Below are 13,111 nucleotides of genomic sequence, written 5' to 3' on the forward strand. Positions count from 1 at the left end.
CCGGAGTTTTATAATGACAACCTAAATCTAAGTGCCGCAATGACGACACTGTTCTCATCAGGATTTAAAGCTGGATTCTGTAATAGTTGCAAGCTCGGCGTAAGAGCAATATTTTGAGCCAATTGATACTTATAAAAAACCTCAGCCGTTAGTTGATCTTCAAGGCCTTTTAGCGCTGGTTGCCCCCAGTTCAGAGCGACACCAAAGTCATCACTACGCTCAACAAGCTTATACGTTAAACCTGCCGTTATTGTTTTGTTATATATAGGAGCAGAACCTTGAGACCAACCCGCTCGAAAAATAGGCATTAGATTGTTAGCTAGCAACCAATTAGCAGAAATGGCAATACCCTCACTGCTGTTTGCACTGATATCTTCACGCGCATCAACTTGCCACATACTGATATTAAATTGACGCTGAAAACGCTCTTTACTTGAGGGCGCCCATCCAAATTCAACGGCCTTCCAAAATTCAGCACCGCCTTCAAAAAACTCAAGATTATCACTAACGGTGCCATTGGCATCATTAATGGTTCCGAGTATATAAACATGATCATTTAACCAATGACCTGCACCAAGCCCCCAACTCGAATCAGGTAAAGCAACCGCAGGGTTAAGTAAGGTTGCTACATTCTGAAAAGCCGTCCAGGGGTTCGCGTAACCAGATACAAAAACATAGTCGTTGGGGTCAAAGCGTCCAACGATAAAACCACCTCGGCCGCCATTTATGCGCTGTTGGTAATTTAAATCAACTAACACTGTGCCACTATCTGAGAACAAAACACCGGTATGACCAACATAACCAACTTCATTAGCTATACCCGCTGGGGCAATATCTGAGCCTAAGGTATGACGATTATCGACATTAAAATACAAGGTTCCAACATTACTGCTATCGCGCCCAACAAGATCCAAGGCGCCATTAATGCGGAAAATCCCCGATGCAGCTTCATCTTTATAAGCGATTCCTGAGCTGTCATCCGTAGGCAATGTCGCAGAAGCATGCTGATAAAGCGCGTTGTAATACACGCCAAACTTAAAACCACTGTCTTGATAAAGATGAGCTTTCATAGCAAACCAAGGCTCCAAGGCCTTATCCATGCTTTCAAACTTTAAATGAGGAATAGAGAACCTATCCTCCTCTTCCAGTTCGGCATCAACCGACCCCGGGCCTGAGAAGCTGCCACGCTGAGCGTAACCAGCTTTATGAGGAGAATGACCGGCATCATCAGATAAGCACTCTAAAGATACCATTACGAGAATAAGCCAGGCACTCCCGGCAACAAGACACTTGAGCATGTATTTGCTCTATCAACAGTTAGAAATATTAAGGGCTATGCCTGTGACATTACGGCGCGCCACACAGAATAGATCATTCCTCTTCGTAGGGCTAGCGCCGAAATCTGATAGAAACAAATGATGCAAAGCCGCAATAGCGACTCATTACAAGCGCCATTAAGGCACCTTATTAGGGCTTTTAAAACTCCACTAATTCAAAGATAAGACATAGTATTAATGCAGGCATACGCAGTCTTTATTTAGGCTCTTTTAATATCAGCCCAACAATATCCGTGCTGTAGTCTTCAAAGTGATGAAACTCTCCTGCCATCCACAGCAGAACTTTATAACCATCCCCTTCAACGATCGTCGGCCGAATATTACTGTACCTAGAGTTTTGAGTGAGCGCCTGCCACTCAATAGGCGCATCTTTATTGGGAACACTCGCGTAATACAGTTCATGCTTACCACTGGTCGCTATCCCTGTATGAGGATCAACACTGGTAGAAATAGTCATCTTTTCCGGCTCGCTAGGATCCAAAGCCATGAGACCGGTATAACTTGCCTCTAATTCGTAAAGGCCGGGGCCCGCATAAGCAATTTCCCTATCTTGCCAAGCCTGACCATCCCAATAGGCTCTTCTAAAACGGTTATCGTCATTATTTAAATACACACTGTAAGCAAGGTGAGGGTGCAAATTAGTATCGCGCTCTAGGTCAATCGTCCAAGCACTGTTGGGCACACTGCTATAACCCTCTGGTTTTGCAAAGGTCTCACTGCCTGAATAAATTTTATCCGCCTGATTTGTACTTAATGGGCCGTCTTTAATATCGTGAACTAATTCGCTGTTAGCACCATAAAAGAACTCACCATCAAACTCGGCATAATAAATACTGTTGCCGTACTGACGAGGGTGAGCATCCGTAAAGGCCACGCCTATATGCGATGCATCAATCTGCAGATAGCGGTTATAAGGACGGTGCGTACCCTCAATGTCATCTTTGAGGAAGTGCTGCATCGGCGCCCAAGTGTCACCGTGATCGGAAGACTCAACATAATACGGATTTAAATCCATCCCCACTCGGAAGAAGTTATATAACTTAGCTCCGTGATTTGTAGTAAATAAATTCATATAGGTCACCCCGCCCCAATAACGATCTGCGGGTTTTTCGTAACTGTGCTGAAGTATTTGACGCTCTCCCCAACTTAGAAAATCATTTACTTCAGAAAGGCGGTAGTAGTGGCGGCTTTCTTTACCGTGCTCCGCCCACATCGCCAGTAGACGACCATCGGGGCGCAAGTAAAACACTGGGGCGTTGTGATCATCACGCTCAAACCCCGCGTCTAATACACGCTGACCTAATAAGCGCTTTTCTTTTAAATCGTAAACACCTATACGAATATCACCATTTGTACCACTGATACCACCAACAATTAATTGCTCGTTGTGAATCACGGCTCTAGGATCCTGAAACCAGCACCAGCCTGCATCACTTAAAAAGCGCGTACTGCTTAAGTTTTTTTGAACATGGCCATCCGTCGCTGTAGTACGCTTATCACTCGCCGGCTGACACGCAGCCAACATCAAGGCACTGCACGCTAACAAGGCGCTATTGTATATCCCTAGCGTTTTTTTCATTGAGGCGCTCCGATACCTTCGCTCATCACAATGTCCGTATAAAAATCACCAAACCAAATATAATCGCCGCGCTTCCAAACCAATACATCCTGCTCACTCTGTCCGTTTGTCCTTACCAAGAAGGGGTGTAATTGGTTGCGCGCAGGATCAAAAGTCAGCTGCTGCCACTGCCACTGTCCTTTTATTTTATCGCCACGAAATAGCTGATAGAGTCCATTGGCAAGTGGCTCACCACTTTCAGGGTTTACATTGGCAGAAATTACCACACGGTTTTCATCGTTCGGCGCCAAGGTCAAACCGCCCGCAAAATGCTGCTCCTCTTTATAAATATTGGAGCCGGCATAGGCGATCTGCTCAGTCTGCCACTGACCATCAATTAAATTGCCCTGCCAATAACGCATATCCGAACCAATATCGCCGCTGGGCGAAGAGATAAACCCAGCGCGAGGCTGGCCTTTAGCATCATATTCAAGATCCCACACCCACGCGCGACCATTTTCAGTTGAGCCATCAAAAACCTGAGAGCTTGTGCTAACAATAATCGGTTTTTTCTTTACCTCATCCAAGCTAGATAAAACCTTGTCTTGGCTATCGTAGAAAACACCACCTTTTAAATAGGCGTGATAAACATGGTTATCTTTCACATCGCGAGGGTGGCCATCTGTGAAAATAAAATCGATACGATCAACACCGTTGGAACTGTATTTTACATAAGGCCTGTGACTACTATTGCTGCCCGACTCAAATAATTTATAGGCCTCACTCCATGTTTTGCCCGCATCATCGGAATAAACAAAGGTCGGGTTAAAATCGATACCACGAAAGAAATTATAAATACGCTTGTTTTCCGCCGAGAGCATCACTAAATTTTGATAGGTCATGCCAAAGCGCGTTTTCACACGATAGTGTTTTGACTCGTCAGAAATAATCGGCGTATCCCAACGGCGCGGCTCTATCGTGCGCTGGTAGAAATTGCCGTCCGTGCCGTGCATGGCGTAGGTCGCTAATACCTTGCCATCAGGCAAAGCCAACAACGAGGCGTTGTCGTGATCATCCACTTCCTTCCAAGAACTTAAAGGCATTTCATGTTTGGCATTGACTGCGGCCGTACCGTAATCAAGACCAAAGGAACTGACAGAGCTTGTACCATCACGCTTGACGTAACTCACATATAAAGTCTGGCCCGCAAAGATAGCGCGCTCGTCGGTATACCAAGTGTAAGACCCCTCATCAGTAATCACTTTGGGTTTGAGTTCACCGGCTTTAGGATTGCTTACTTGTGCATCACGGGAGAACTCTAAAACCTCGGCACCGGCAAGCAATAAACCACCAACAGCGTAATCAACACTGTCCCAAGGCCTCACCTCGCTCGGCGATCCCGCTACCAGCTGTACATGAGTTAAGCGCCCTTCAGGTGTGACCGTAGCTACCAAACCACTCCAGCCTTTGACAATGGCGTGGTCGAAATAACGTTTGGGTAACCAGCCTTCATTCACCCCTTTGGCAAAACCGTACACAAAAAATGCACTGCCGCTGGTTTCTTTCGTTGGGTAGCGTTCAACGTCGCCCAAATCAGAGCGCCACAAACCATCTGTTTGCTGCTCTTTGACCAAGCGATACGCCATTTCTTGGAAGAGTTTAATGTAGCGAGGGCGCTCGGGATCCTTTTCCGGAATATAGTCAATCATGCGCGCAAGGCCCGCAAATACCCAACCATTACCACGCGACCAAAATACTTTTTTATTGTCGTTATTCTGAGGAAGATAGCGCTCATCGCGATAGAACAAATGTTCTTTCTCATCGTATAAAAAATCAACCGCATCCCAGTACATGTCGTGCAAACGATCAAAATATGCTTGATCACCAGTTGCTTGCCCTAAGCGCGCATACACAGGCGGCGCCATATAAAGCGAATCGGCCCAGCTCCAAATATTTCTACCTGTCGCGTCTAGGTCTTGTTTTTGGTATTCACTTAGCTCACCAGCTAAATAGACTTTTTTGTCCAACAGTGGCCTTACGGTTTCATTTAATGCTGCGAGTGCTTTTTTATTTTTCTTTATAAAATGCAAATCGAGGTAGGTCTGCGCTGGGCACAAGTCATCGGCATTAGCCGCATTGTGCAAACCCCACTCAGACGCATCAGCCCAGCGGCGGCTTTGTTTGATATACCACTTATCCCCTGTCGCGTGATAAGCCTCGATCATGCCACTAAAAAAAGTTCCAACTAACCAGCTTTTGACAGGCAGAGGATCCCCGTAGCTTTCTAGCTGATATTCAGCAGCAAGGCGCAAGGTCGATTCAATATTCTCTTCTTGCTGCACCCAATCGTCAAAAACACTTAAGGGCTCTGCTTGGCTAGGCAACACAAAGCTCAAGCAAAGAGCCAATAAAACTAAAGATTTACGCATCATAATCAAACCTAAAACAACCGCATCTTAAAAAGAAAAACCATATCCACAAGCCGCTAACCCGTAAATAAGACTCGCAAATAGTGCCTGTAGGTCTTATTACTACTCATAGCAATAAGCTTCTGAACCAATGCATATTGAATAAGCATGGTGCAGGTCGACAAACTAAATACCAGTGCCCAGCGCACAAAGGTGTTGAACTCATAAACAGGTAAAAATAAATAACAAATATGCCACAGGTAAATCCAGATTGAATTACTCGCAACAAAGATCAATAAAGGCCTAAGTTTGCAGCGCTCGATAAGCGTCAGCAAGTTCGGCAGCAGTGGCCACAATAGGCAACATACCCACAGCGCATAAGAGAAATAATAAAAGGAAGGCGGGTATTTATAGGCTTGTGTGGCAACGTATTCTCCGGCCTGAAAAGAAAGCAAGCCACCGACAACAACAAAAATAATAAAACCACATAGAAACAAACACCATCTGCCTGCCGCATTTAGGGAAGGGAAACGTAAACCGATGGCAAATAGCAAAGCATAAGGAATAAGGTAATAGAGATAGTCTGCTATATCACCACTTACACCAGAGTACAGGTAGGGCCGAGTAAAGTAGCGTAGTAACTCATAAGCAGCAAATGCCAAGCCGACAATCAAAAAGAAACGCTTATCTGAAGCAACGCTTTTATGCAGTTTATAAATAAATGGCGCCACCAAGGCCACCAATAAAAACACCCGAATAATCCAAACATAGCCCACGCCATTGCCATGCTGTAACAAAAAGTGAGGGATGATCAAGGCGCGATCAAAATCCGCGGCGCTAGGGCTTAACACAGCCCGATATAAAAAATACCCACTCAGAAAAAGCCACACTGGCACCAGCAAGCGTTTAATGCGCTTCCACACATAAGTGCCATAAGCTTCTAAACGATAACTGAGCGCAAAACTCATTCCAGACACAAGCACCATAAGCGGCACATCAAAATTGCGCAGATTAAATACTAAGGTATCCGGATAGACATGGGCCAGTATGATTAGGGCCAAACCAATAAAACGCAGCGCATCGATGCGCAAATCTCTCTTAGTTGATACCGCCTGTGATGCTTCAAGCTGTGCCCCAGTTTGAACGGCTTTCGGTGCTGGCGTAGACATCAACGCTCACTCTCATTGTAAAGTTATGGGCTCAACCGCAGTGTAAACAAGCAGCGCTAAGCCTTAATTAAAAGCCATGATAACAACGCCACCATAGACCTACAATTGCAAATAATAGACAAAAAATTACACTATCAAGAACAAAGGGAAATCGATACAGCCTAGCCTTAACTAAAGCTCACCGGCCTGCTCGCCCCTGCTTACGAAAGGTAAGCGGTGTCACATTAAGCTGCTGTTTGAACCAAGTATTAAAATACTGCACGCGGCTAAAACCGCAGTTCTGACTAACTTGCTCAATCGAGATACAGCTATTCAATAAGGCGTTTTGAGCTTCTCGCAAACGCAAGTTACTGACACTTAAGTGCATAGTCGAATCCAACTCTTGCTGAAACAGCTTATCAAGGTAGCGCCGCGATACACCACAGAACTCAGCCGTTTTGGCCACGCTGTAAGTTGGGCTACGAAAATGCTCATTTATATGCGCCAAAGCTTGGCGCACCAAAGGTTGAGCAACAGCCAAACAGTCGGTGCTACGCCGACTTGTCACACCGTTAGGTTGAATTAAGCGAGGGCTAGTACTTGCGACCTGCTCACCCGACATAAGCTGGTGTAAGAGGCTGGCTCCTGCATAACCTAGGCCTTCTACATCATGATTAACACTCGAAAGCGGCACTCTTAAGGCGTTTGTAATCAGCTCGTTGTTATCCACCCCCAATATCGCCACCTGCTCCGGCACACCGATATCTGCCTGCAAACAGGCGTTTAAAGCCATGCTCGCATCGCTGTCTCGCGTACAAAACAGAGCCAAGGGAAAGTGCTGTGTGTTTAATAACTGCCGTAGACGCAGGTCATAATCGGGGCTATCGGCTTGACCTAAGTGGCTAGACCAATCACTTATGCTGTAGCTGTGGGCGTGAATCTGCTCGAAAAAACTATCTCGACGCAATTGCGCCACACGATCAAAACTGGTCGAGAAAAAAGCAAAATGACGAAAGCCTTTTACTAAAAAGTATTCAGCGGCGGTGCGACCAATGGCGCGGTGATCAGCGGAAACACGAGCCGCTGGAATGTCCTCACGGATCACGGACAAATCGACAAAAGGCGTGCCGGCCTGCTCAACCCAGCGCGCACAAGCCTCATCTTCTTCGGTTAACAAACTGATAATGCCATCGCCCTGCCAGTGTTTAGGGGCTCGACCACTCATGGTCATGTCACAATTCAGATGCCAATTATGCGTTGCAGCGAACTGAGCAATCCCCTTATGCGTGCGATGATCATAACGAGACAAGGCCAAAAGCACATTAAAGTGCGCTTTAGGCTCGCTTGCTCTGTGTTTTAACTCAAGGCCTTGATTGGCGGCTTCTACGCTATCGTTCATAAATATTCTCGTTTATAAGTAGCGTTTATCTTTATTATTTATCGCCAAACCAGATGAAAAAACACTTCAGCAGCCCAGCTAAATCACAAAAAAAGACCACATACTGCAATTTTTATAGATTTTATTGCAATTGACCGAACTTTTTGAGGCTTGTTAGCATAAATACTACGAACTTTAAGTCAACGCTCAAACGTACTTATGCCCAGCAACGCCCTGTTAATTAACGATGGCTTATCAAGCCATTTACCAGCATTCCGTGCCGCACTAGTCGCAGCGTTTTCGAGTAGTGTGGCGCCATACAGAGGCCTAAACAGATGAGCAATAACAGCAACAAAAGCACAAGCCCACTCCTACACAGCAAAAAACACGCGCTGAACAGTAAGTTAAAAACGGTAATGAGCGCAGCCGCGTTAAGTCTTGTCTGCACGCTAAGTGCGTGTACACAGAATACGAGTAAGACAGCTAAGGCCTCGACATCGACGCCTTCTGTATCGACTGACAGCAACTCGGTTTTATTTGCGCGTCACGTCCCTGAACGCTCGGATGACTTTGCTTGGGAAAATGACTTAGTCGCCTTTCGAGCTTATGGCCCTGCCCTTCGCCAAGGGGCTGAAAACGCAGGCACCGACTGCTGGCTCAAGCGAGTGAACTACCCAATTATTAACAAGTGGTATCAACAAGCCTTAGAGCAAGGTTTAAGTTATCACCAAGACCACGGTGAAGGCTTAGATAACTACCACGTAGGCGCATCCTTGGGCTGTGGTGCCAGTGCCTTATGGCTTAAGGGCAAAGCAGAACCGCTAGAAACCTGGACTCACTGGTCAGATTTACAAATTGGGCAACAGCAACTGAGTTTTGTTTTACATTATCAGCGCGAAATAAACGGCAAGCTTTATCAAGAACAAAAGACCATCAGCTTACGTCCCGGTGTACGTTTATTCCGTGTTCAGTCCCAGTTTTTAATTGATGGAAAACCTGCCTCCAACCTAGCCCTTGTCACAGGGCTCAGTACTCACTACGGCAAAGCTGAGGTCAAAATCGGCAAAGACAATAACTGGCTTGCAACATGGGAAGAACTCGATGGCAGCGGCCTAGGTACGGGCATTGTTCTTGGCAAAAACAACAGTTCAGAAAAGCCTAAGGCCAAGGCATTAACTCAAGCGCTCACAAGTGATGTTAACGATCCGCAGGCCTTATTATTAAGCCAGACAGACGAGCATGGTCGCTTCGAATACTTTGCAGGTTATGGCTGGCAAAAAGCCGAACAAATCACCAATAAAGAGCAGTGGCTTAACTATTTAAAGCAGTTCTCTGAAACCAACCCTTATTACCCAGATTCTTCAACAAGCGACTAATTAAGGCACAGGCTTTAATTTAACTAGGACAATAGAATGCAAGTTAGATACACCGCAGGTAAAGATGCTTATTCACGCATGAACACACAAGAACTACGCTCTACGTTTTTGCTTGATCAGCTTTTTGCTAAAGGCGAAATTGCCTTAACTTACTGCGAAGTAGAACGCAGTATTGTAGGTTCGGCAGTTCCAACAGAAGCAGAGCTTGTATTAGAAGCAGGTACTGAACTTGCCGCAGATTTTTTCTGTGAGCGCCGCGAACTCGGTGTATTTAATATTGGTGGCCAAGGCCAAATAAGGGTAGACGGCACTCTTTATACACTCGATAAACTCGAGTGTTTGTATATTGGCAAAGGCGCAAAGGATATTCGCTTTAGCAGCAGCGATAGCAATAAGCCTGCTCAGTTGTATTTATTAAGCTACCCCGCTCATGCAAGCTATCCAACCACGCTAGCCACATTAGACGATGCCAACAAAGTAGAGCTCGGTGCCCAAGCAACAGCAAACAAACGTACTATTTATCAGTACATTCACGAAGACGGTATTCAAAGCTGTCAACTGGTGATGGGCTTTACCGCCTTAGAGCAAGGCAGTGTTTGGAATACCATGCCAGCTCATACTCACGAGCGCCGCACCGAAGTTTATATGTACTTTAATGTAAAACCAGATGCGACGGTTTTTCACCTAATGGGGCCCGGTGATGAAACTCGCCATATTTGTGTTGCTAATGGCCAAGCGGTTGTTTCACCTATGTGGTCTATTCACTCAGGAAGCGGCACCCAAAATTACAGCTTCTGCTGGGGCATGGGTGGCGAAAATAAGACCTTCAATGATATGGACGGCATTGCTGTTAACGAATTGCGTTAATATTTAATAGGAAATACAACGCAGCACATAATAGCTACAGCCACACCTATAACTAAAGCTATAACAACAGGTCGCTCCATGCTCAATAAACACAGCTCATTTTTTGCACTTGGCTTACTTTGTGGTTTGCTTATTAGCCTGCTTGTTTACGCCTTTGTCTTGCGCGATCTACAAGGCTCGCAGACACAGGGTGAACAGCAAGTACGCAGCCTAAAAATGGGCCATGGTCTACCTGTGACGCACCCAGTTCACCAAGGTTTAGAACATATGAAAGCGCGCCTACAGCACTATTCACAAGGCCGCTTAAGCATGGACATCTACCCTAGTGGCGTATTAGGCAGTGAGATTCAAAGCATCGAGCAATTACAGCAAGGTGTGTTGACTATGACTAAAACCTCTGCTGCCGCACTTGAGTCTTTTGTAGACGATATGAAAGTATTTGGGCTGCCGTATTTATTTCGCGACCGCAAACACTACTGGCAAGTGCTCGACTCAGAATTAGGTGAGCAGCTATTAAATTCACTAAGTGCTAAAAAATTACAGGGCTTAGCGTATTTTGATTCAGGCAGCCGCAGTTTTTACAGCAAAGATAAAGCAATCCTCAGCCCCGATGATTTAATTGGCCTAAAAATACGAGTTATGAATAGCCGAATGGCCATTGATGTCGTCGAACAGCTTGGTGCTAAAGCCACACCGATCGCTTGGGGCGAACTTTATACGGCACTTGCTCAAGGTACAGTTGATGGAGCAGAAAACAACGCCCCGTCTTACGTTTCAAACCGCCACTATGAAGTAGCTGGAATCTATAGCTTAGACGAGCACACCAGTATCCCAGACCTTATTATTATCAGCCAAGACATTTGGCAAAGCTTAAGCAAACAAGAACAAACATGGCTAAGGCAGGCTGCTCACGATGCGTCTTTATATCAGCGAGACTTGTGGCAACAAGCAAGTGAGCAAGCGCTGACCCATGCTCAAGAACAAGGTGTCAGCATTTATCAGCCCGATAAAGCCCCTTTTATTAAACAAGTTCAAGCCATCTACCAAAGCATAGAAGGTACACGCCTGGCTGAACTGGCCAACGACATTAAGGCTCACCCCTAATGTCTAAGACAAACAAACACGCTCATATCCCCTTACTTTCAAAGATGAATCAGCAGCTCGCGACCGTACTCGAATACCTTGTTATTAGCTTGGTTGCCCTACTGTTAATGGATGTCAGCTGGGGCGTATTTAGCCGTTTTGTACTGGGAGCCCAAAGTGCATGGACCGAAGAATTAGCCCGCTTTTTACTGGTTTGGCTAGCACTGCTTGGTGCAAGTGTCGCCTTTCGTCAACACAAGCACTTAGGTATCGACTTATTTACACAACAACTTGAGAGCACAGCCAAAGCCGTCAGTGACATGCTTGTCAGCGCACTTATTATTGTCTTTGCTGGCAGTGTCTTTATTTATGGTGGTGCAAAATTAGTAAGCAACGCCCTTGCGATGCAACAAGAGCTTATAGCCCTACCCATATCTAAAGCGTGGTTCTATGCCGCGTTGCCACTATCGGGTTTTTTTATTTGCAGCTTTAGTCTTGAACAGCTGTGCCTTATCAAACAGCAATACAAGAGTTCCAAGCACCACGATAAAACCAAGAGTAAAAGCGTATGATGCAAGAACTCAGCATATTATTTGGCTGCGCTTTTTTGCTGTTAATGCTTTTAAATACGCCTATAGCTGTAGCCTTAGCCTTAGCAACCTTACTTTCATTAATCGCCACAGGCTCCGATGCAAGCTATGTACTGGCCTCTAAATTTGCCAACGGTTTAGATAGCTTTGCCCTGTTAGCTATTCCCTTTTTTATTCTTGCCGGTTATCTCATGGGGCAAGGAGGAATGGCTCATCGACTTATGGATTTTGCCGCAAGCTTAGTCGGGCGTTTTCCTGGCGGCCTAGCTTACGCCAATGCGCTCACCTGCATGATGTTTGGCTCTGTCTCCGGCTCCGCTACCGCAGCCGTATCTTCGGTTGGTAGCTTTATGATTCCGCAAATGAACCAACGCGGTTATCCCCGTGATTTTAATATTGCTTTAACCGCCACTGCCGCAACCACCGGCGTCATTATTCCACCGAGTAATGTGATGATTGTGTTTGCCGTCGCAGCAGGCGGTGTCTCTATTGCTGATTTATTTTTAGCAGGTATTTTCCCAGGTATCTTAATTGGTCTTAGCTTGTGCTTAGTCTGCTTTCTTGCTTCTTTAAAACTTAAATTCCCAGCTGAAGCTCCAGCACCACTTCAACAAGTAGGCCTTGCTTTTAAGCGTGCGTTCTTAAGCTTATTGCTTGTGGTCATTATTCTAGGGGGCATTTTATCCGGTATTTATACGGCAACAGAAGCCGCAGCCGTTGCCGTGCTATACGCTTTAGTTGTCAGTGTATTTATTTATAAAAGTGTCAGGCTTACGCAACTGCCTTCTATCTTTTTAAAAACAGGTGCCACCACCGCCGTGGTAATGCTTCTTATCGGTGCCAGCAGTGGCATGGCTTGGATGCTCTCTTCAGCCAATATTCCTCAGCAACTTAGCGAAAGTATCTTGGCCTTAAGTGAAAACAAATACTTAGTCTTACTGGCCATTAATCTACTGCTTTTATTAGTGGGTATCTTTATGGATATCACCCCAGCGATTCTGATTTTTACCCCGATCTTACTGCCTGTTATGCGCCAATTTGGCATTAGCGACATTCATTTTGGCATTATTATGATCAGTAATTTGTGCATCGGTTTGTGTACACCACCGGTAGGTACCTGCCTATTTGTCGGCTGCGGTGTAGGCAAAAGCCGTATCGCCAAGGTGGCGCCTTATATGCTGCCCTTCTTTTTATCGATGATCATCGCTATCTTAGTTTTAACCTTTGTTCCGGCTGTGAGTGAATGGCTGCCAAGAGCTTACAACGAGTGACAATTATGATCATAACTAAATGCAACTCTTCTCCAGCAAAAAATAACGTATGCGCTCCATGCTATTTAGCGAACAAACTCAGTGAACCAGGTCAC

At 45.6% G+C, this 13,111-nt stretch carries 10 protein-coding genes; 5 read left to right on the top strand and 5 right to left on the bottom strand.

Annotated features, from left to right (window positions below; all coding sequences use genetic code 11):
* Positions 1-8 precede the first annotated feature (8 nt).
* From AB1S55_RS16785 to AB1S55_RS16805, 5 genes are all read right to left on the bottom strand, one after another.
* Positions 9-1,298: a carbohydrate porin gene (locus AB1S55_RS16785; RefSeq protein WP_370979335.1), complete on the bottom strand. Its 1,290-nt coding sequence runs from the start codon at positions 1,296-1,298 to the stop codon at positions 9-11.
* A gap of 235 nt (positions 1,299-1,533) precedes the next feature.
* Positions 1,534-2,916, bottom strand: a complete 1,383-nt coding sequence (locus AB1S55_RS16790; RefSeq protein ID WP_370979336.1) for a BNR-4 repeat-containing protein — start codon at positions 2,914-2,916, stop codon at positions 1,534-1,536.
* Entirely contained in the window at positions 2,913-5,327 is a 2,415-nt protein-coding gene (locus AB1S55_RS16795) for a glycoside hydrolase family 88 protein (RefSeq protein WP_370979337.1), read from the bottom strand. Before AB1S55_RS16795 ends, AB1S55_RS16790 begins: the two co-directional genes overlap by 4 nt.
* A 53-nt stretch (positions 5,328-5,380) precedes the next feature.
* Positions 5,381-6,472, bottom strand: a complete 1,092-nt coding sequence (locus AB1S55_RS16800) for an acyltransferase family protein (protein ID WP_370979338.1) — start codon at positions 6,470-6,472, stop codon at positions 5,381-5,383.
* 178 nt (positions 6,473-6,650) lie between these two features.
* The gene (locus tag AB1S55_RS16805; RefSeq protein WP_370979339.1) at positions 6,651-7,850 is read right to left on the bottom strand and encodes a substrate-binding domain-containing protein; all 1,200 of its coding nucleotides are present in this window, start codon (positions 7,848-7,850) and stop codon (positions 6,651-6,653) included.
* 314 nt (positions 7,851-8,164) lie between these two features.
* On the opposite strand from AB1S55_RS16805, the gene AB1S55_RS16810 reads away from it, so the two are divergent.
* From AB1S55_RS16810 to AB1S55_RS16830, 5 genes are all read left to right on the top strand, one after another.
* Entirely contained in the window at positions 8,165-9,205 is a 1,041-nt protein-coding gene (locus tag AB1S55_RS16810) for a DUF4861 family protein (protein ID WP_370979340.1), read from the top strand.
* Positions 9,206-9,241: 36 nt separating this feature from the next.
* Positions 9,242-10,072 carry a 5-dehydro-4-deoxy-D-glucuronate isomerase gene (kduI, locus tag AB1S55_RS16815; protein ID WP_370979341.1) on the top strand — a complete coding sequence of 277 codons (831 nt, stop codon included), beginning with the start codon at positions 9,242-9,244 and terminating at the stop codon, positions 10,070-10,072.
* Between the two features lie 78 nt (positions 10,073-10,150).
* A complete protein-coding gene (locus AB1S55_RS16820; protein ID WP_370979342.1) occupies positions 10,151-11,176 on the top strand; it encodes a TRAP transporter substrate-binding protein in 1,026 nt (341 codons plus the stop codon).
* Complete coding sequence (locus AB1S55_RS16825; RefSeq protein WP_370979343.1) at positions 11,176-11,727, top strand: TRAP transporter small permease; 552 nt, start codon at positions 11,176-11,178, stop codon at positions 11,725-11,727. Before AB1S55_RS16820 ends, AB1S55_RS16825 begins: the two co-directional genes overlap by 1 nt.
* Positions 11,727-13,016 carry a TRAP transporter large permease gene (locus tag AB1S55_RS16830; protein ID WP_370981613.1) on the top strand — a complete coding sequence of 430 codons (1,290 nt, stop codon included), beginning with the start codon at positions 11,727-11,729 and terminating at the stop codon, positions 13,014-13,016. Before AB1S55_RS16825 ends, AB1S55_RS16830 begins: the two co-directional genes overlap by 1 nt.
* Positions 13,017-13,111: the final 95 nt, after the last annotated feature.

It is taken from the genome of Agaribacterium sp. ZY112 (genome assembly GCF_041346925.1).
Lineage (GTDB): Bacteria > Pseudomonadota > Gammaproteobacteria > Pseudomonadales > Cellvibrionaceae > Agaribacterium.

Excerpts from the sequence above, each read along its gene's own strand:
- kduI (WP_370979341.1), top strand. The coding sequence starts at position 9,242 with ATGCAAGTTAGATACACCGCAGGTAAAGATGCTTATTCACGCATGAAC.
- AB1S55_RS16790 (WP_370979336.1), bottom strand. The coding sequence starts at position 2,916 with ATGAAAAAAACGCTAGGGATATACAATAGCGCCTTGTTAGCGTGCAGT.
- AB1S55_RS16820 (WP_370979342.1), top strand. The coding sequence starts at position 10,151 with ATGCTCAATAAACACAGCTCATTTTTTGCACTTGGCTTACTTTGTGGT.
- AB1S55_RS16800 (WP_370979338.1), bottom strand. The coding sequence starts at position 6,472 with ATGTCTACGCCAGCACCGAAAGCCGTTCAAACTGGGGCACAGCTTGAA.
- AB1S55_RS16810 (WP_370979340.1), top strand. The coding sequence starts at position 8,165 with ATGAGCAATAACAGCAACAAAAGCACAAGCCCACTCCTACACAGCAAA.
- AB1S55_RS16825 (WP_370979343.1), top strand. The coding sequence starts at position 11,176 with ATGTCTAAGACAAACAAACACGCTCATATCCCCTTACTTTCAAAGATG.
- AB1S55_RS16830 (WP_370981613.1), top strand. The coding sequence starts at position 11,727 with ATGCAAGAACTCAGCATATTATTTGGCTGCGCTTTTTTGCTGTTAATG.
- AB1S55_RS16795 (WP_370979337.1), bottom strand. The coding sequence starts at position 5,327 with ATGATGCGTAAATCTTTAGTTTTATTGGCTCTTTGCTTGAGCTTTGTG.
- AB1S55_RS16805 (WP_370979339.1), bottom strand. The coding sequence starts at position 7,850 with ATGAACGATAGCGTAGAAGCCGCCAATCAAGGCCTTGAGTTAAAACAC.
- AB1S55_RS16785 (WP_370979335.1), bottom strand. The coding sequence starts at position 1,298 with ATGCTCAAGTGTCTTGTTGCCGGGAGTGCCTGGCTTATTCTCGTAATG.